18 protein-coding genes are annotated in these 19,482 nt (G+C 60.5%); 12 read left to right on the forward strand and 6 right to left on the reverse strand.

Translation table 11 applies throughout. The features are described 5' to 3' along the window. The first annotated feature begins 16 nt into the window (after window positions 1-16). Window positions 17-967: a choline sulfate utilization transcriptional regulator gene (locus AB4N85_RS21970; RefSeq protein WP_252868533.1), complete on the forward strand. Its 951-nt coding sequence runs from the start codon at window positions 17-19 to the stop codon at window positions 965-967. A 23-nt stretch (window positions 968-990) separates the two neighbouring features. On the opposite strand, the gene AB4N85_RS21975 is transcribed toward AB4N85_RS21970, so the two are convergent. Further along, entirely contained in the window at window positions 991-1,656 is a 666-nt protein-coding gene (locus tag AB4N85_RS21975; RefSeq protein WP_041476500.1) for an NAD(P)-dependent oxidoreductase, read from the reverse strand. A gap of 81 nt (window positions 1,657-1,737) precedes the next feature. Here AB4N85_RS21975 and AB4N85_RS21980 point away from each other — a divergent pair, with 81 nt between their 5' ends. The 10 genes from AB4N85_RS21980 (at window position 1,738) to AB4N85_RS22025 (ending at window position 13,097) form a co-directional block, all read left to right on the forward strand. Beyond that, window positions 1,738-2,064, forward strand: a complete 327-nt coding sequence (locus AB4N85_RS21980; protein WP_076564780.1) for a DOPA 4,5-dioxygenase family protein — start codon at window positions 1,738-1,740, stop codon at window positions 2,062-2,064. A gap of 404 nt (window positions 2,065-2,468) precedes the next feature. Then, window positions 2,469-3,776, forward strand: a complete 1,308-nt coding sequence (locus AB4N85_RS21985; RefSeq protein ID WP_056791180.1) for a CitMHS family transporter — start codon at window positions 2,469-2,471, stop codon at window positions 3,774-3,776. Between the two features lie 85 nt (window positions 3,777-3,861). Continuing rightward, a complete protein-coding gene (locus AB4N85_RS21990) occupies window positions 3,862-4,629 on the forward strand; it encodes a TerC family protein (protein ID WP_122698793.1) in 768 nt (255 codons plus the stop codon). Window positions 4,630-5,061: 432 nt separating this feature from the next. After that, window positions 5,062-6,720, forward strand: coding sequence for a Na/Pi cotransporter family protein (locus AB4N85_RS21995; RefSeq protein ID WP_252868534.1), 1,659 nt, complete (start codon window positions 5,062-5,064; stop codon window positions 6,718-6,720). A 176-nt stretch (window positions 6,721-6,896) separates the two neighbouring features. Next, window positions 6,897-8,291, forward strand: coding sequence for a M16 family metallopeptidase (locus AB4N85_RS22000; RefSeq protein WP_076564800.1), 1,395 nt, complete (start codon window positions 6,897-6,899; stop codon window positions 8,289-8,291). A gap of 211 nt (window positions 8,292-8,502) precedes the next feature. Continuing rightward, complete coding sequence (locus AB4N85_RS22005) at window positions 8,503-9,531, forward strand: DUF5924 family protein (protein ID WP_041476494.1); 1,029 nt, start codon at window positions 8,503-8,505, stop codon at window positions 9,529-9,531. Between the two features lie 54 nt (window positions 9,532-9,585). Then, on the forward strand, window positions 9,586-10,734 hold the full coding sequence (locus tag AB4N85_RS22010) for an ABC transporter permease (RefSeq protein ID WP_252868535.1): 1,149 nt from the start codon (window positions 9,586-9,588) through the stop codon (window positions 10,732-10,734). Then, on the forward strand, window positions 10,731-11,534 hold the full coding sequence (locus AB4N85_RS22015; protein WP_071173945.1) for an ABC transporter ATP-binding protein: 804 nt from the start codon (window positions 10,731-10,733) through the stop codon (window positions 11,532-11,534). Before AB4N85_RS22010 ends, AB4N85_RS22015 begins: the two co-directional genes overlap by 4 nt. Before the next feature lies 1 nt (window position 11,535). Continuing rightward, a complete protein-coding gene (locus tag AB4N85_RS22020) occupies window positions 11,536-12,474 on the forward strand; it encodes an MlaD family protein (protein WP_016772359.1) in 939 nt (312 codons plus the stop codon). Further along, window positions 12,471-13,097, forward strand: a complete 627-nt coding sequence (locus tag AB4N85_RS22025; protein ID WP_252868536.1) for an ABC-type transport auxiliary lipoprotein family protein — start codon at window positions 12,471-12,473, stop codon at window positions 13,095-13,097. The genes AB4N85_RS22020 and AB4N85_RS22025 overlap by 4 nt, the downstream gene beginning before the upstream one ends. A 115-nt stretch (window positions 13,098-13,212) precedes the next feature. Here the strand turns inward: AB4N85_RS22025 and AB4N85_RS22030 are convergent, their stop codons facing one another. From AB4N85_RS22030 to AB4N85_RS22050, 5 genes are all read right to left on the reverse strand, one after another. Then, the gene (locus AB4N85_RS22030) at window positions 13,213-14,442 is read right to left on the reverse strand and encodes a nucleoside recognition domain-containing protein (protein ID WP_071173947.1); all 1,230 of its coding nucleotides are present in this window, start codon (window positions 14,440-14,442) and stop codon (window positions 13,213-13,215) included. A 216-nt stretch (window positions 14,443-14,658) separates the two neighbouring features. Next, complete coding sequence (gene gltP, locus AB4N85_RS22035) at window positions 14,659-15,990, reverse strand: glutamate/aspartate:proton symporter GltP (protein WP_039757150.1); 1,332 nt, start codon at window positions 15,988-15,990, stop codon at window positions 14,659-14,661. A gap of 716 nt (window positions 15,991-16,706) precedes the next feature. Next, a complete protein-coding gene (locus AB4N85_RS22040; protein WP_252868537.1) occupies window positions 16,707-17,171 on the reverse strand; it encodes an inhibitor of vertebrate lysozyme family protein in 465 nt (154 codons plus the stop codon). A gap of 2 nt (window positions 17,172-17,173) precedes the next feature. Further along, window positions 17,174-17,338 (reverse strand): DUF1328 domain-containing protein, encoded by a 165-nt coding sequence (locus AB4N85_RS22045; RefSeq protein ID WP_003177151.1) that lies wholly within the window; start codon window positions 17,336-17,338, stop codon window positions 17,174-17,176. Window positions 17,339-17,412: 74 nt separating this feature from the next. Continuing rightward, a complete protein-coding gene (locus tag AB4N85_RS22050) occupies window positions 17,413-17,697 on the reverse strand; it encodes a hypothetical protein (protein ID WP_122880233.1) in 285 nt (94 codons plus the stop codon). Between the two features lie 428 nt (window positions 17,698-18,125). On the opposite strand from AB4N85_RS22050, the gene algB reads away from it, so the two are divergent. Next, window positions 18,126-19,472, forward strand: a complete 1,347-nt coding sequence (gene algB / locus AB4N85_RS22055) for a sigma-54-dependent response regulator transcription factor AlgB (RefSeq protein WP_024014980.1) — start codon at window positions 18,126-18,128, stop codon at window positions 19,470-19,472. Window positions 19,473-19,482: the final 10 nt, after the last annotated feature.

Raw genomic sequence — 19,482 nt, forward strand, 5'->3', positions numbered from 1 at the left:
AGGATAAGTACAGCTTATGTATGACGCCCTCGGTGACCTCTCCCTCGATCTGCTGCGCGCTTTTGAAGCGGCGGCCCGCCATCGCAGTTTTACCGCTGCTGCGGTTGAGCTTGGCACCACGCAACCGGCTATCAGCCAGCAGATAAAACGTCTGGAGGAGCAGCTCGGCACACGCCTGTTCGATCGGATCTACCGGGGCATCGAATTGACTGAGGTGGGCGCCCTGCTTTTCGAGCAAGTTAGCCTCGGTTTGCAGAATATCGATGCAGGATTGAGCGCAATCAGCACTCAGCAGCAACATGAAGTGCTGCAAGTGGCCACGGATTTCGCTTTCGCCGCTTATTGGCTGATGCCGCGCCTGCATCGCTTCCATGAGGCCAATCCGCATATCGATGTCAGCTTGGTCACCAGCGAGCGCAACCACAACATGCTGCGCACCGACATCGACGTGGCGATCCTGTTTGGCGATGGTCGATTCAAGCAGGGTGAGAGCCACTGGCTGTTCAGCGAAGAAGTGTTCCCGGTGTGCAGCCCGCTGCTGCTCAAGGAGCGTTCATTGCCGTTGCCCGCGCAGGCCCTGCTGGAATTGCCGCTGCTGCATCTGCGTGGTGAAAACAGCAGCAACTGGTTCGACTGGAGCGGGCTGTTCCGTCAACTTGGCCTGACCACGCCGCCGGCGCCGGGGCAGCTGCGCTTCGACAATTACACGTTATTGATCCAGGCGGCGATCGGCGGGCAAGGCGTGGCAATCGGTTGGCGCCACCTTGTGGATAACTTGCTGGTGCAGGGTTTGCTGTGCCGACCGCTGGCGGAAACCACGCTGTCGCGGCTGGGGTATTACGTGGTGTTACCGCAACGCAAACGTCGAGGTTTGTTGATTCAAGAATTTGTTGATTGGTTGATGGCGGAACAGGCCAGCAGTGCCGAATCGCTTAACGGTCTGGCCCTGCCCTCGATTGCGGTGTGAAGAGCAAAAGATCGTCCGATCTTTTACGAATCAGAAGCCGCCACAAAATTCACATGCTGCCCCACATGCAGGTTCAACCGCAGTTCATCGGCAATCCCCACCGCGACACGGTTCAAGCGTTCCAGCGGTTCGGCCAATCCCGGTTCGAGATTGCCGCCGACCTGACTGAAGTGCTCGATGGTCAATCCGGCCACTCCATGGGGCGCATTGACCAAGGTCCAGCGCAGTGAGCTGCTTTGTACCGCCTCGAGGATTTCTTCGGCAGCGTGACGTTGCAGGCGCTCGTCATTGTCAGGCTCGTCGAGCACACCGAAGTTGCCGACCAGAAACAGGCGCGGCACGCTGGCCAGTTGCAAACCTTCGACCAAGGCGTCGACTGCCAGCACCTGCTCCACTGGGCCGAGCGTCACCGAGCGCTCAACGTGGTCGCTGCTGAACGGCAGCCCCGGCGCGTCCAGCAGGCAGATCACCGCCGAACTGCCGGCGACGCTCTGATTGACCCGCTCGGCATCGAATAGATCGCCGGTCTTGGTGCGCAACCCCGGACGCGGCGCGAGTGCGGTGAGATCGTCGAGAATGGCGATGACTTCGTGTTGGCGACGCAGCAATTCAGCCATCAATGCACCGCCCAGGCTGGCCATGGCACCATAAAGCACCACTTTGACCACTGGGGTCTCGGCATTTTTCATGGCTGTTTTCCTTATTGTTGTCCTATATGACCTGTGACGGTGTAAACAGCCAAGGGTTCGAACCGATTGAGAGGCGACACGATGCAAGGGATCAAGGGTTATCACGCCCATGTCTATTTCGACGCACAAAGCATCGACCAGGCGCGGGCCTTGTGCGAGCAGGCCGCGCAGTTGTTTGCGCTGAAAATGGGCCGCGTGCACGAACGCCCGGTGGGGCCGCACCCCGACTGGAGCTGCCAACTGGCTTTCGGTCCCGAGCTGATCGGCGAGGTGCTGCCGTGGCTGGCGCTTAACCGCAAGGGGTTGGTGGTGTTCCTGCATCCGGACACTGGCGATGACCTGCTCGACCACACCGAACACGCGATCTGGATGGGCGCGGTGCGGCCGCTGGATCTGTCGATTTTTTAACCAAGTGCTTGGACTGAACTGATAACGAATATGTCCAGGCTGCCAGCCAGCGTTGTTCTATCCGTTCCCTCGTATCGCTTCTCGTCCCGTATTCATTGGCTGTCGCTGCATCCGACCGCCGGTTGACCATTCATTCATCGCTTTCTGTCGCGAAAGGTAGCTGAAAGCTTCCCCGATTAGGATCGCCCCACTCCCGGCAACAGACCGGTTGGCCCAAGCCCTGTGTTTTTTCCACAGGCCCGGCCCAATTAACAACAACAATGGTGATTCTGATGTCTTCTGCAACCCGCCGTTTCTCCCGCTTCCTGCTGGTCACTCCGCCCGTACGCCTCGCGCCTCCCGTTCTGCGCTGATCCCGCCCGATCCGCTCATTCAACTAGCCGCGCTACGCCTGGAGTATTCCCATGCTGACTTTCCTTGGCTTCGCCATGGTCATCACGTTCATGTTCCTGATCATGACCAAGCGCCTGTCCGCGCTGATCGCCCTGATCATCATCCCGATCCTGTTCGCCCTGTTCGGTGGTTTCGCGCCGAAGATCGGCCCGATGATGCTTGAAGGCATCACCAAACTGGCGCCGACCGGCGTGATGTTGATGTTCGCCATTCTGTATTTCGCCCTGATGATCGACTCCGGTCTGTTCGACCCGGCCGTGCGCAAGATCCTCAAACTGGTCAAGGGCGACCCGTTGAAAGTTTCGGTCGGTACCGCCGTTCTGGCGCTCGTCGTTTCCCTCGATGGTGACGGCGCGACCACTTACATGATCTGCGTGGCCGCGATGCTGCCGCTGTACAGCCGCATCGGCATGAGCCCGCGAATCATGGCCGGTCTGATCATCCTCGCCGGTGGCGTGATGAACATGACCCCGTGGGGCGGCCCGACCGCCCGCGCGGCGAGTGCCCTGCATGTCGATCCGTCGGACATTTTCGTACCGATGATCCCGGCCATGGCCGCCGGTGTCTTGGCGATCCTGGTGATTGCCTACTTCTACGGCAAGCGTGAACGTGCCCGCCTCGGCGAGCTGCACCTGGTCGGCGACGAGATCGATCACAGTGAAATCAGCGTCTCGCAATTCCCCGACGCACGCCGTCCGAAGCTGATCTGGTTCAACGCCGCACTGACTTTCGGCCTGATGTGCACGCTGATCGGCGGTCTGTTGCCGCTGCCGGTGCTGTTCATGGTGGCGTTCAGTATTGCCATGATCGTCAACTACCCATGCCTGCAAATGCAGAAGGATCGCGTCGCCGCGCATTCCGGCAGCGTGCTGGCAGTGGTCGGGCTGATCTTTGCGGCCGGTATCTTCACCGGTATCCTGTCGGGCACCGGCATGGTCGATGCGATGTCGAAGAGCCTGTTGGCGGTGATTCCGGAATTCCTCGGCCCGTACCTGGCGGTGATTACGGCGCTGGTGAGCATGCCCTTCACCTTCTTCATGTCCAACGATGCGTTCTATTACGGTGTATTGCCGGTGCTGACCGAAGCGGCCAGCCACTATGGGATCACTGCGGTGGAAATGGCCCGTGCCTCGATCGTCGGCCAGCCCGTCCACTTGCTGAGCCCGTTGGTGCCGTCGACCTATCTGTTGGTGGCGCTGGCCGGCATCGATTTCGGTGATCACCAGCGTTTCACCCTGAAATGGGCGATCCTGGTGTGTATCTGCATTCTGATTGCTGCACTGCTGTTGGGGACTTTCCCGCTGTTCAGCACTCTATAAGCCCAAGACTCACCGTTACGGGTCCCGGCTTCGCGGTTTGAAGCCCGGACCTTTTTCGGTTTAACACTCGCTCAAAGGAATACACATGGATTGGCTGACCAACCCCGAAATCTGGGTTGCCTTTTTTACCCTGACCGCCCTGGAAATCGTCCTCGGTATCGATAACATCATCATGATTTCGATCCTGGTCAGCCGCATGCCGAAACACATGCAGCAGCGCACACGGATCTTCGGTCTTGGCCTGGCCATGGTCACGCGGATCCTGTTGCTGCTGTCGATTACCTGGGTCATGCGCCTCACCGCCGACCTGTTCGAAGTGTTCGGCCAGGGCATTTCCGGCCGCGACCTGATCCTGTTCTTCGGTGGCCTGTTCCTGCTGTGGAAAAGCTCGCAGGAGATGTACCACGCGCTGGAAGGCGAAGACGAAAGCGACGACGCGCCATCGGGCAAGGGCGGCAACTTCCTCTACACCATCATCCAGATCGCGATCATCGATATCGTCTTCTCGCTGGACTCGGTGATCACCGCCGTCGGCATGGTTTCCCACGTTCCGGTCATGGTCGCGGCGATCGTCGTGGCAGTGCTGGTGATGATGCTGGCCTCGGGCAAGATCAGCGAATTCATCGACAAGCACCCGTCGCTGAAAATGCTCGCCCTGTCCTTCCTGCTGGTGGTCGGTACCGTGCTGATCGCCGAATCGTTCGACGTGCACGTGCCAAAAGGCTACGTCTACTTCGCCATGGCGTTCTCGCTGGCGGTTGAGGCTATCAACATCAAACTGCGCGGCGCGATGGCCAAGAAGAGACAGCAGCAGGATCCGGTGAAACTGCGCAAGGATGTCCCGGGCCAGTAATCTGCTAGTCCGGCAATACGCAGTACCCCCTGTGGGAGCGAGCCTGCTCGCGAAGACGGAGTGTCAGTCGACTGAAATGTTGGCTGATCCACCCCTTTCGCGAGCAGGCTCGCTCCCACATTTGTTTGTGCAACATTCAGTCACTGCGGACCTTGTGGGAGCTGGCTTGCCAGCGATAGCGGAGTGTCAGGCGACATCAATGTTGGTTGTGCTGACGCCATCGCTGGCAAGCCAGCTCCCACAGGAGACGGCGTTGATTTAAAGGGAGTGTATGAAGCGCTTTTCATGACACTTTTGTTTCAATCCACGCTTTAGCTGTGCAATGCTGGCGCCGAGGCCGTTAGCCAACTACAGCTTAAGTATCAAGAACGTAGAAACCGCGCGGTGCCTTCCACTTGCCCCTCTGGGGCGCTGCTACTACAGGGGGTCTGCATGCTCACCCTGCTCAATCTGTTGTCCGCCGTCGCCCTGTTGATCTGGGGCACGCACATCGTCCGAACCGGCATCCTGCGGGTTTATGGCACCAATCTGCGACATGTCATCGGCCAGAACATGTCGAAGAGATGGCTGGCGTTCATCGCCGGTATTCTCGTCACCGCCATGGTGCAGAGCAGCAACGCCACGGCGATGCTGGTCACTTCGTTTGTCGGTCAGGGTTTGATGGCGCTGACCCCGGCGCTGGCGACCATGCTGGGCGCCGATGTCGGTACCGCGTTGATGGCGCGGGTGCTGACCCTCGATCTGTCGTGGCTATCGCCGCTGCTGATTTTCCTCGGGGTGATTTTCTTTCTGTCGCGCAAACAGACGCGGCTCGGGCAAATGGGCCGGGTGTCGATCGGGCTGGGGCTGATCATTCTCGCCCTGCAATTGATCGTCGAGGCCGCTGCGCCGATCACCCATGCGCAGGGGGTGAAGGTGATTTTCGCCTCGCTGACCGGCGACATCCTCCTCGATGCCCTGGTCGGCGCACTGTTTGCGATGATTTCCTACTCCAGCCTCGCCGCCGTGCTGCTCACCGCCACGCTGGCCGGGGCTGCGGTGATCAGCTTGCCGGTGGCGATCGGTCTGGTGATCGGCGCCAACATCGGCAGCGGCATTCTTGCCTTCATGAGCACCAGCATGCAGAACGCCGCCGGCCGCCAGGTTGCGCTGGGCAGTCTGTTGTACAAACTGATCGGCCTGCTGCTGATCATCCCGGTGCTCGACCCGCTGGTGCACTGGATCGACAGCCTCGATTTCAGCCCGCAGGAAATGGTCATCGGCTTTCACCTGCTCTACAACACCGCGCGCTGCCTGATCCTGCTGCCCAGTGTCGGGCCGATGGCGCGGCTTTGTGCGTGGCTGCTGCCCGAGCGGCCGGAGGTCAACGGCGCCGCCAAACCACGCCATCTCGACCCGACCGCGCTGGTCACGCCGAGCCTGGCGCTGGCCAATGCCGCGCGGGAAACCCTGCGCATGGGTGATCTGCTCGACAACATGCTCGACGCCTCCCTCGATGTGTTGCGCGGCAAGCAGACCGCCGTCACCCAGGAGATGCGCCGACTGACCGACGACATCGAAGCGCTGTACAGCGCGATCAAGCTGTATCTGGCGCAGATGCCCCGCGAGGATCTCGGCGAGCACGACAGTCGGCGCTGGGCCGAGATCATCGAACTGGCGATCAACCTGAAACTCGCCGCAGACCTGATCGAGCGCATGCTGCGCAAGATCCAGCAGCAGAAGACTTCGCAGCGTCGTTCGTTTTCCGAAGAAGGCCTGGAAGATCTTGCCGGGCTGCAACAGCAACTGATCGCCAACCTGCGCCTGGGCCTGTCGGTGTTTCTCAGCGGCGACCGCGAAAGCGCGCGGCAGTTGTTACGGGAGAAACGCCGCTTTCGTGCGCAGGAACGGCGTCTGGCCCATGCGCATGTCAGCCGTTTGCAACGCAAGATCGTTCAGAGCCTGGAGACCAGCTCGCTGCATCTGGAGTTGATCGCCGACATGAAACGGCTCAATTCGCTGTTCTGCAGCAGCGCCTATGTGGTGCTGGAAACGGCGGACACCGGCGCGCTGGCCGTGGATGACATGGCCGACATTACGCATTCGCCTTGAACGTCTGAGGCTGGGGTCAGTCAGTTACAGTGGTTCAGCCTTGAGACCGTCATCGCTGGCAAGCCAGCTCCCACAGGGTTTTGTAAGTGCCGCAGATCCTTGTGGGAGCTGGCTTGCCAGCGATGGGGACCTGACTGACGACACGGATCTCCAAATCAGCCGTATGGAAGCCTGTTATGCGTTGCCTGTTGTTTGCCTGTCTGTTGCTCGGTTCCCTGCCCGCTTTTGCCCTGGATCGGTTTCAGGTCGAAGGCTATGCGCTGCCCAATGGTTTACAGCTGATGCTCAAACCCGGCACCGAGCGTGGGCATGTGGCGATCCGGCTGGTGGTCGGCGTCGGCCTCGATGACTTCGACTGCGACGAAAAAGAGCTGCCGCATTTGCTCGAACACTTGCTGTTCAGCGGTATCGACGCCACTGGCGAAGGCGGCCTGGAAGAACGCATGCAGGCGCTGGGCGGGGACTGGAATGCGTTCACCAGCAATGCCGACACCACGTTCGTCATCGAAGCCCCGGCGAAAAACCAGCGCAAGGTGCTCGACCTGCTGCTCGCGCTGCTGACCCAGACACGCATCGACGACAACGCAATCAACGCGGCGAAACGGGTGGTCGAGCGTGAGGACGGCGGGCACTACACCAGGCTGCAACGTTTCCTCGACCGTCAGGACCTCGGTCATACCGCGAGCAATCAACTGGCTGTCGAGCTGGGACTGAAATGCCCGCAGCGCGCCGAAGTCGGCCATCTGACCCAAGAGCAACTGGAGAAGGTGCGCAAGGCCTGGTATGCGCCGAACAACATGACCCTGATCGTCGTCGGCGAACTCGACAAACTGCTGCCGGCCTATCTGGAGCGTACCTGGGGTGAGCTGGAGCCGGTCGAGCCGAGCGAGCACCGCGCGCTGCCGGACATCCGCACCAGCGCCGCCCATGAACGCACCCTCACCCGTGGCTTTATCGGCGACAGCGCCAAGCTGCACTGGCTGGTGCCGGAACCGGTGCTCGACGATCAGTACGATCAGACGTTCGACATTCTGAAGGATTACCTCGACTGGGCGCTGTACCGGCAGATTCGTCTCAACCATGGCTTGTCGTACGGGCCGTGGGCCGAGCGCGAAGTGTTCGGCGGTGTCGGCTTCATGAGCCTCAACGCTGACCTGGATCGCGATGACGTCGACGAAGCCATTCAAGTGCTCGATGACCTCAAGGCCGACCTGCTGAAAAACGGCCTCGACCCGAGCACCTTCGCCCGCATCAAACAAGCCGCCATCGCTCACCAGGCCTGGGCCGTGCAGGGCAACAGCGCACTGGCTGACTATTACTGGAGCGCGTTGGCCGACTATCAGGATGGCCGCTTTGCCAATCCCGCGCGCGAGCTGCAAGGGGTGACGCTGGAAGCGGCGAACAAGGCCATGCGCGAGCTGTTGCTGCAGCCGGGGTATATCCGGATCGAGAAGCCGTTGATCAGTGATGATCAGGTGTTGTGGCTGGCTGCAGGCGGGGTCGGTCTGGTGCTGCTGATGTTGATCGGCTGGCGTGTGTATCGCCGCCACAAAATTGCTGGAAGCCATTAATCCTGTGGTGAGTGAGCACTTGTGGCGAGGGGATTTATCCCCGATGGGCTGCGCAGCAGCCCCAATAAGGGCAGCTCGGTATATCCAGACAAAATTCGCTCGCAGGATCTACGACGGCTGCGCCGCCGATCGGGGATAAATCCCCTCGCCACAGGGGTCATGCGGCGTTAACCTTTCCGGGATTTTCCCCATATCGTCGTGAACCGCCAAAATGCCAAAACTGACCCTCCTTATCCAGCGCCTTCTCGAGCTGATGAAGCGCTACCCCGGGTTGATCGCGGCGGGTGGTTTCATTTCCGGGGTCGGCAGTTTCATCCTCGTCGATCGCCAACAGGGCCTGGCCAGCTGGATCACGGTGATCATGCTGCTCAGCTGGATCTGGCTGATGCTGGAAAACACCCTGACCGGCCTGTTCACACGGATCTTCAAGCGCGAGATTCCCCAGCCGCTGCTGCGCTACGCGACGCAGATGATCCATCAGGAAAGCCTGTTTTTCGTTCTGCCGTTCTTTTTCATCACCACCACGTGGAACAGCGGCCAGTTTGTCTTCACGGGGCTGCTCAGCGTTGCCGCACTGATCTCCATCGTCGATCCGCTGTACTACAAATGGCTGGCGCCACGGCGCTGGGCGTTTCTCGCGCTGCACACCCTGACCCTGTTCGCCGCCCTGCTCACTGCGTTGCCGGTGATCATGCACCTGACCACCGCGCAGAGTTTCAAATGGGCGCTGGGGATTGCCGTGCTGCTGTCGTTCCCGAGCCTGGCGTCGATCTTCCCGATCCGCACGGTGCGTAATGCCCTGGCGATTCTGTTCATTACTTTCGGCATCGGCGGCGTCGGTTGGGCGCTGCGTTCGTGGGTGCCGCCGGCAACGCTGTGGATGACCGACGTAGCGATCAGCACGCAGTTGCAGGATCGCACCCCCGGCGCCAGCCTCGACACCGTCAGTGCCGAGCAGATCCGCAGCGGCGGACTCTACGCCTACACTGCGATCAACGCGCCGCGCGGTCTCGACGAGCGGATTTATCACGTGTGGACCTTCAACGGCAAAGAGGTCGACCGCATCGCCCTCGACATCCATGGCGGGCGCAAGGAAGGCTACCGGGCGTGGACGCACAAACAGAATTTCCCCGGCAACCCGGCGGGCAAGTGGCAGGTGCGGGTGCTGACCGAGGATGGCCAGTTGATCGGCGTGCTGCGTTTCGCAATTACCGACAGCACACCGGCCAAAGAAAAGTAATCCGGTTCGTGCTATTACGTAGGATCTCGTAACGGCCGTACAAGCACGGAGCTTATGACCAGCAGCCCAACCCCCGGCAGTGCCCACCTGGACACCGCGCTCAGCCCTGCCCGTCTGCGGGTCAGCGGCGACTGGACGCTCGCCCACTACACCGCGCTCAAGCATCTGAGCGAAAAGCTCCGCGGCCAGTACGACGCCAACACTTCCATCGATCTGAACGGCCTCGGAGCCCTGGACACCGCCGGCGCCTCGTTGCTGGTCGAGCTGCTCGGTTCCGAGCGCTTGGGCAAAACCGCCGAACACCCCGATTGCACCCTTTCAACTGCCGACCGCGCCTTGCTGCAAACCGTGTACTGCTCGCTGAGTGATTTCTGCGTGCCGATCAAGGAGCCGGAAGTCAGCGTCAGCGTGCAACTGCTGACGCGCATCGGCCGCGCGGTGGACAAGGTCTGGACCGACACGCTGCAACTGCTCGGCTTCGTCGGCCTGATTCTCGAAGTCATCGCCCGTGGTCTGTTGCGGCCCAAGCGCTGGCGGATCACGCCGATGATCGCGCACATCGAGCAGACCGGCCTCGACGCTGCGCCGATCGTGGCCTTGCTGACGTTTCTGGTCGGTGCGGTGGTGGCGTTTCTTGGCGCCACGGTACTGGCCAGTTTCGGCGCGACGATTTTCACCGTGGACCTGGTCGGCTTCTCGTTCCTGCGCGAATTCGGCGTGTTGCTCACGGCGATCCTGATGGCCGGGCGCACCGCCAGTGCATTCACCGCGCAGATCGGCTCGATGAAGGCCAACGAAGAAATCGACGCGATCCGCACCCTTGGCCTCGACCCGATCGAATTGCTGGTGGTGCCGCGTGTGCTAGCGCTGCTGGTGGCGCTGCCGATGCTGACGTTTCTGGCGATGCTCTCGGGGATCGTCGGCGGCGGTGTGGTCTGTGCGGTGTCGCTGGACATTTCGCCGGCATTGTTCCTTTCGCTACTGCAATCGGACATCGGCATTCAGCATTTTCTGGTCGGGCTGGTGAAGGCGCCGATCTTCGCCTTCCTGATCGCGGCAATTGGTTGCCTGGAAGGTTTCAAGGTCAGCGGCAGCGCCGAATCGGTCGGCGCGCACACCACCTCCAGCGTGGTCCAGTCGATTTTCGTGGTGATCGTGCTTGATGCGGTGGCCGCGCTGTTTTTCATGGAGATGGGCTGGTGAGTCGTCTACCCCGCGCGCCCTCGGAGGCGGTGATCGAAGTCCGTGGCCTGTGCAATCGCTTCGGCCCGCAGAGCGTGCACGAGAACCTTGATCTGGACGTGTACAAGGGCGAGATCCTCGCCGTGGTTGGCGGCTCCGGTACCGGCAAATCGGTGCTGCTGCGCAGCATCGTCGGGCTGAATCGGCCCAGCGAGGGCATGGTCAAGGTCTTCGGCCAGAACCTGCCGAATCTGCCCGAGCATGAGCGCTCGCTGATCGAAAGGCGCTTCGGTGTGCTGTTCCAGAAAGGCGCGCTGTTCTCGTCGCTGACCGTGACCGAGAACGTCGCCCTGCCCCTGATCGAACACGCCGGCCTCAGCCGTCACGACGCCGAGCATCTGGCGGCGGTGAAACTGGCGCTGGCCGGGCTGCCGTTGTCGGCGGCGGATAAATACCCGGCGTCGCTGTCTGGCGGCATGATCAAGCGCGCGGCGCTGGCGCGGGCTTTGGCGCTGGATCCGGACATTCTGTTTCTCGATGAGCCCACCGCCGGACTCGATCCGATTGGCGCGGCGCAGTTCGATCAATTGATCCTGACCCTGCGCGATGCGTTGGGGCTGAGCGTGTTTCTGGTGACCCACGACCTCGACACGCTGTACACCATCACCGATCGCGTGGCGGTGCTGGCGCAGAAGAAAGTGCTGGTTGCCGGCCCTATCGACGTTGTCTCGGAAACCGCCGACGCGTGGATTCACGAATACTTCCACGGCCCGCGCGGCCGCTCGGCGCTGGACGCCGCCAAACTGCTCAACGAGGTCTGATATGGAAACCCGAGCCCATCATGTGTTGATCGGCCTGTTCACGGTGATCGTCGTGGCCGGCGCCCTGCTCTTCGGCCTGTTTCTGGCAAAGTCCAGCGTCGACACCGAGTTCAAGGATTACGAAGTGGTGTTCAACGAGGCGGTCAGCGGTCTGTCCAAGGGCAGCTCGGTGCAGTACAGCGGCATCAAGGTCGGTGACGTGGTCAGCCTGCGCCTTGATCCGCAGGACCCGCGCCGGGTGCTGGCGCGGATTCGTCTGGCGGGCGACACGCCGGTCAAGGAAGACACCCAGGCCAAGCTGGCACTGACCGGCATTACTGGCACGTCGATCATCCAGCTCAGCGGCGGCACACCCGAGAGCCCGAAATTGCGCGGGCATGACGGCAAGTTGCCAACGCTGGTCGCCTCGCCCTCGCCTATTTCGCGTCTGCTCAACGACAGCAGCGACTTGATGACCGGCATCAGCGCCCTGCTGCAAAACGCCAACCACATGTTCTCCGCGGAAAACGTCGAGCGCGTGAGCAAGACCCTCGCCCATCTGGAACAGACCACCGGCACCATCAATGACCAGCGCGGCGACATCAAGCAAGCCATGCAGCAACTGGCAACGGTCGGCAAACAGGCCGGCAGCATGCTCGAGCAGACCTCACTGCTGATGCGCAACGCCAACGGCCTGCTCAACGATCAGGGCAAACAGGCCCTTGGCAGCGCCGAGCAGGCGATGAAGTCGCTGGAGCAAAGCAGCGTGACCATCAACGGCTTGCTCAGCAAAAACCAGAACTCGCTGGATAACGGCATGCAGGGCCTCAACGGCCTGGCCCCGGCGATTCGCGAACTGCGCGAGACGCTGACCTCGCTGCGCGCGATTTCCCAGCGCCTTGAGGCCAATCCCAGCGGCTACCTGCTGGGCAGCGACAAGAACAAGGAATTCACCCCATGAAACTGACTCGAATCGCCCTGCTCGGCGCTGGCCTGACCCTGATCGGCGCGTGCTCGATCTTGCCCCAGTCGGAACCTTCGGATGTCTACCGCCTGCCCGCCGCGCAAGCGCCCGCCTCGGCCAGCCCGGCGGCGGCGCAGTCGTGGTCGCTGCGCTTGAATAAATTGCAGGCCAGCGAAGCACTGAACCGGCCGAGCATTGCCGTTATCCCGCAGGGCGATGTGATCAGCAGCTACAAAGGCTCGCGCTGGAGTGATCCGGCGCCGGTGCTGCTGCGCAATCGCCTGCTCGATGGATTCCAGCGTGACGGCAGAGTGACGTTGCTGAGCACCGACGACAGCAACTTCCAGGCGGATCTGGAACTGGGCGGTAGTTTGCAGGCGTTTCAGACGGAATATCAGGGCACCCAGGCCGGCGTTGTGGTGCGGGTTGATGCGTTGCTGGTGCGTGGTTACGACCAGCGCATCCTCGCCAGCCGCCGTTTTGAAGAGCGCCAGTCGTTGAATGATGTGCAGGTGCCAGCGGTGGTCGCCGGGTTTGGCCAGGCCAGTGATCGCCTGACGGCCAAGGTTGTGGCTTGGGCCGTGGAGCAAGGCCAGAAACTCGCCCCGCAACCGCGCTGACACACCACAACTCCTGTGGGAGCGAGCCTGCTCGCGAAAGCGGTGTATCAGTCACTTAAGCGTTGACTGACACTCCGTCTTCGCGAGCAGGCTCGCTCCCACATGGGAATTTTGCTCAACCAAAGAACCAGTAGCAGACCCCGATAGCGCCCACCACACCAGCAAACTCCGCCAGCAACGCACACCCCACCGCATGCCGTGCGCGCTGAATCCCCACCGCGCCGAAGTACACCGCCAGCACATAGAACGTGGTTTCGGTACTGCCCTGCACCGTCGCCGCGACCAGCGCCGGGAAGCTGTCGACGCCGGAGGTCTGCATGGTCTCGATGAGCATCGCCCGCGCGGCGCTGCCGGAAAACGGTTTGACCATCGCCGTCGGCAGCGCATCGACGAAGCGCGTGTCCCAGCCGGCCCACTCGACCAGATGACGAATACCGTCCAGGCCGAAATCCAGCGCACCAGAGGCGCGCAACACGCCAACCGCACAGAGCATCGCCACCAGATACGGCAAAAGATTCTTCGCCACATCGAAGCCCTCTTTCGCGCCTTCGACGAACGCTTCGTACACCTTGACCTTGCGCAGCGCGCCGATCAGCAAAAAAAGCATGATCAAGCCGAACAACGTGAGATTGCCGAGGATCGACGACAATCCCGCCAGCGCCGTAGCAGATAGTGTGCCGAGCAGGGCCATGAAGCCGCCGAGAATCAGCGCGCCGGGCAGCAGATAGGCGAGCACCACCGGGTCCCAGATGCGCAGGCGTTGCATGAAGGCAACGGAGAGGAAGCCGACGATGGTCGAGCAACTGGTCGCCAGCAGAATCGGCAGGAACACCAGCGTCGGATCCGGCGCGCCTTGCTGGGCGCGGTACATGAAGATGGTCACGGGCAGCAGGGTCAGCGACGAGGCATTGAGCACCAGAAACAGGATCTGCGCGTTGCTGGCGATGGTGGCGCTGGGGTTCAGCTCCTGCAGCGCTTTCATGGCCTTGAGGCCGATCGGCGTGGCGGCGTTGTCCAGGCCCAGACCGTTGGCGGCGAAGTTCAGCGTGATCAGGCCAAGGGCAGGGTGGCCGGCCGGGACTTCCGGCATCAGCCGCAGAAACAGCGGGCCGAGGACCTTGGCCAGCCACTCGACGATCCCGGCCTTTTCGGCGATGCGCAGAAAGCCCAGCCACAGGGTGAGGGTGCCGAACAGCAGCACCATGACTTCGACCGACAGCTTGGCCATGGCGAAAATGCTTTCCACCATCGCCGCAAAGATCCCGGCGTTGCCGCCGATCAGCCACTGCGCCAGCGCCGACACGGCTGCCACGATGAAGAAGCCAAGCCACAGGCCATTAAGCATCAGTCAAATCCCCCGAAGAATGCGGCGAATGATAGCGGGGTCACCAGAAACGACAAACCCCGGATTTCTCCAGGGTTCGTATGGATCTGCCGCCCCCCGATTTACTGGGTGGCCTCAATCTACTGTAGGAGCTGCCGAAGGCTGCGATCTTTTGATTTTGTTTTTTAAAAGCAAGATCAAAAGATCGCAGCCTGCGCCAGCTCCTACAGGGGGGTGTCAGTTCTTGGAAATCTCGCCAGCCGGCAGTTTTTCCTTGCTGCGCCAGTGCGGCAGGGAATTCCAGTAACGCTCGCCCTTGGCGTCGTCGTACATGCCTTCCCAGCGCGCGATAACCAGCACTGCCAAGGCATTACCGATCACGTTCAGTGCGGTACGCGCCATGTCCATGATGCGGTCGACACCAGCGATGAACGCCAGGCCTTCAAGCGGGATGCCGACGCTGCCCAGAGTCGCCAGCAGCACCACGAAGGACACGCCCGGTACGCCGGCGATGCCTTTGGAGGTGACCATCAGCGTCAACACCAGCAGCAGTTGCTGGCTGATCGACAGGTCAATGCCGTACAGCTGGGCAATGAAGATCGCCGCGATCGACTGGTACAGGGTCGAGCCGTCGAGGTTGAACGAGTAACCGGTCGGTACCACAAAGCTGCAGATGGCTTTCGGCGCGCCGTAGGCTTCCATCTTCTCGATGACACGTGGCAGCACGGTTTCCGAGGAAGCGGTGGAGTAGGCCAGCACCAGCTCATCCTTGAAGATGCGCATCAGCTTGAGCACCGAGAAGCCGAACAGCTTGGCGATCAGGCCCAGCACGACGAAGGCGAAGAAGGCGATGGCGACGTAAACCAGAATCACCAGTTTTGCCAGCGGCAACAGCGAAGCGAAGCCGAAGTTGGCGACGGTCACCGCGATCAGTGCGAATACGCCAATCGGAGCGTAGTTCATGATCATGTGGGTGACTTTGAACATGCTTTCCGAAACGCCCTGGAACATCTTTACCAGCGGCTCGCGCAGGTCCGACTGCAGGCTCGACAGGCCGAGACCGAACAGTACGGAGAAGAAGATGATCGGCAGCATTTCGCCGCGAGCCATGGCCGCGAAGATGTTCGACGGGATCAGGTTGAGGATGGTCTCGATGAACGCATGTTCATGCTGCACTTCGGCGGCGGTCGCCTGGTACTTGGAGATGTCCACCGTGCCCAGGGTGCTCATGTCGATGCCGGTGCCCGGATGGAACACGTTGGCCAGCACCAGGCCGACAACGATGGCGATGGTGGTGACGATTTCGAAATAGATGATCGTCTTCAGGCCGATACGCCCGAGCTTCTTGGCGTCGCCCACGCCGGCGATACCGACGATCAGCGAGGAGATGACGATCGGGATCACGATCATCTTGATCAGACGGATAAAGATATCGCCTGCCGGTTGCAGGACGTTGCTGATCCACCAGGCCTTCTCGGCGCTGAAGTGGTTGAGCAACGCACCCAGTGCAATCCCCAGAACCAGACCGATGAGGATCTGCCAGGCGAGGCTGATTTTTGCCTTCTTCATTATCTTTACCCTTACTTGCGTTTGACTCAGGCACATGCAGGAACTGGAACGCTCATCAGCGGAAAAGTCTGTGCATCTGCCTCCGTATAAGGTGCCCCGAAGCGCGTGTTTACGGCTCTTCGGCAGGCGAAAAAAGGCGCAACTATTCCGATGCAAGGTGGCGCCGTCTAATGCCGTAAACGCCTACCCTATGCCGAATCGGCATGAGCTTTTTCAATTGAAACTGGCGTCCCAAGCGGTTCGATTGTGACATTTCAGCCGGCATAAGTGCCGTGAACCGGCCATTACAGCTTAGGGCGGTCAAATTTTGTACAGCGGGAATTGGCGGAAATTTCCGGAAAAACTCCAAATCGAAAGACTAGGAGTCACACGAATCGAGCGCGATCTTTGTCGATATACGGTCGTCAGGAAACACCGCGAAATGTTTTTCCGCCCAGTGTCGACGATTCAAAGAAGGGGATTGGCGCGCTGGATCAATGGTTTAGCTGATTCAAAGCCCAGCGCAGATTCGTCAGACCATTGGGTCGACGAACCTGCGGCGCAGCTTTTACCCTGACCCGGCCCTCGCGCAGGTACTCCCTGTACCCGTAGGTCACTCCGACTCTGCATCAGTCAGAACGTCCCGGCCCCCTGGTCATGCACCGACCCTCATCGGGCGGCGCAGTGGAAAGCAGCGGGGCGCTGCTTTCGTGTTCGAAACCTTTGCGCGTCCTGCGTCAGTACCACTTCGGATCTTTCTTCAGGGTTTCCATCAGCAGATCCTGCATGCCCTGATCAGGTTTGCCGAAGAAGCGATAAGTCGCGTGGCGCGTCGGCGACTTGTCCTGCGGCAGACCTTCAGGCACATCGACCAGCATGGCGTAGGCGTCATCCTTGTCGAAGCTGAAGGCCACGATCAACCGGTGATTCAGGCACTTGTCCTGACTCTCGCAGAGCGGGCCGACCAGATACTGATCACCATCTTCCGTAACGGCGTGCATCTGTTGCTCGGAAGTGCCGGACAGGTTGATCACCCAATCCGGTACGCGCTCTTCCTTTTTGATCACGCCTTCCCAGGTTTCACGGTACTGCGCGTCGGAAGCGAGCAGTTCGTTGACCCGGGTCTGGCCGTCATTGGCCGCCATGGCCATGGCACTGCCGCCCAGAAGCAGGGCGGCGGCCAATGTCTTGAGACCGATCATCGTTAACCTCGGCCGCGACGGCCAAAGAAGAAGGAAGCGATGAACATCACCAGGAACACGACAAAGAGAATCTTGGCGATACCCGTGGCGGTGCCCGCGATACCACCGAAGCCCAGAACGGCGGCGATGATGGCAATGATCAAGAATGTAATTGCCCAGCTCAACATGGTGATTCTCCTTACTTCTCTATTTAGGGGTGTTTCCGGTTTCCGGCGCTACGCGCCCGAATGTATTCACTGACTTAGAAAACCCAGCGCTCTTCCCGTGGCAATTGATCCAGCGGTTGCGCCTGGTCGACATCGATCATGTGCATCGAAGCGTTTTCAGCCTGGCTGCTGCTCACGGCACTGAAGTGCGTCTGAGTGCTGTGCTGCATCGAAATCAATGGCTCGGGCTTACGGCTGTTTTCCCAGCTCATGTACTGCTGGCAGACGATCAGGGTGATCAGCAACGCCAGTACACCGAACAGACCTTGCTGGATCTGCAGTGGCGAAATACGTACTTGGGTGGCGATTGGGCGAGTCATCCTGTGTTCCTCACGCTTGTTCTGTTAGGGCAGTGCTGTTCTGCCCGGGCTGAGTGAGGTATTGCAGCCTGCATGCCAGTTTTTTGATGCTGTAAATTTTCAATGAAAACAACAAGTTACGTACTCTTCGGAAATTTCCTGCGACGCATCCTGCACGATGGCTCTTCTGCGGTCGTGCGCAATGCACGATTATTTCGTGGGAAATTTCGATGATATGGAATTGCTACCGGTACGCAGATGTCAGAAGAGGACGCAGGATCTGCCCTGCAAAACGCAGAATATTTTAAAACTCAACGAAATCAATGAATTGGCCGTTATGGCAGTAGAGAGCTACCCTCCTATGGCTGGTATCGTTCAGAATCAACCATGCAACTTGCCCGATTTTTCCGGGACTAACCCAAGACTAATCACTATGGAGCGTAGGAAAAATGGAATCTGCCACTGAGCAACAAGGCCGCATTCTGCTGGTGGACGATGAATCCGCCATCCTGCGTACGTTTCGTTATTGCCTCGAAGACGAAGGCTATACGGTAGCCACCGCCAATAGCGCGGCCCAGGCCGATGCTTTGCTGCAACGTCAGGTCTTCGATCTGTGCTTCCTTGATTTGCGCCTGGGCGAGGACAACGGTCTCGACGTCCTCGCGCAGATGCGCATTCAGGCGCCGTGGATGCGCGTAGTGATCGTCACCGCCCATTCGGCGGTCGACACTGCGGTTGATGCCATCCAGGCTGGCGCCGCCGATTATCTGGTTAAGCCATGCAGCCCTGATCAACTGCGCCTGGCCACCGCCAAGCAGCTGGAAGTACGCCAGCTCTCCGCGCGCCTTGAAGCGTTGGAAGGCGAGATCCGCAAACCGAAAGACGGTCTTGATTCCCACAGCCCGGCGATGAAAGTCGTGCTGGAAACGGCCCGTCAGGTCGCAAGCACCGACGCTAACATTCTTATCCTTGGCGAGTCCGGCACGGGTAAAGGTGAACTGGCCCGTGCGATCCACGGCTGGAGCAAGCGCGAGAAGAAATCCTGCGTCACTATCAACTGCCCGTCGCTGACTGCCGAGCTGATGGAAAGCGAACTGTTCGGCCATAGTCGTGGCGCGTTTACCGGTGCCAGTGAAAGCACCTTGGGGCGTGTTAATCAGGCTGATGGCGGCACGCTGTTTCTCGACGAGATCGGCGACTTTCCTCTGACGTTGCAACCAAAATTGCTGCGCTTCATCCAGGACAAGGAATACGAGCGGGTCGGCGATCCGGTCACTCGCCGCGCCGATGTGCGCATCCTCGCCGCCACCAACCTCAACCTCGAAGACATGGTCCGCGACGGACGTTTCCGCGAAGACCTGCTCTATCGTCTCAACGTCATCACCCTGCATCTGCCGCCATTGCGCGAGCGCGCCGAAGACATCCTGACCCTTGCCGATCGCTTCCTCGCACGTTTCGTCAAAGAGTACGCGCGTCCGGCGCGCGGCTTTAGCGATGAGGCGCGCGAAGCGCTGCTCGGTTATCGCTGGCCGGGCAACATTCGCGAACTGCGCAACGTGGTCGAGCGGGCCAGCATCATCTGCCCGCAGGAACGCGTGGAAATCAGCCACCTGGGCATGGCCGAACAACCGGCCAACAACGCGCCACGGGTCGGCGCGGCACTGAGCCTGGACGAGCTGGAGAAAGCGCACATCGGCGCGGTTCTGGCCACCGCCGGCACTCTGGATCAAGCGGCGAAAACCCTCGGCATCGACGCCTCGACCCTGTATCGCAAACGCAAGCAGTACAACCTGTGAGCACTGCGCG

The sequence above is a fragment of the Pseudomonas sp. H1_G08 genome (assembly GCF_054681355.1).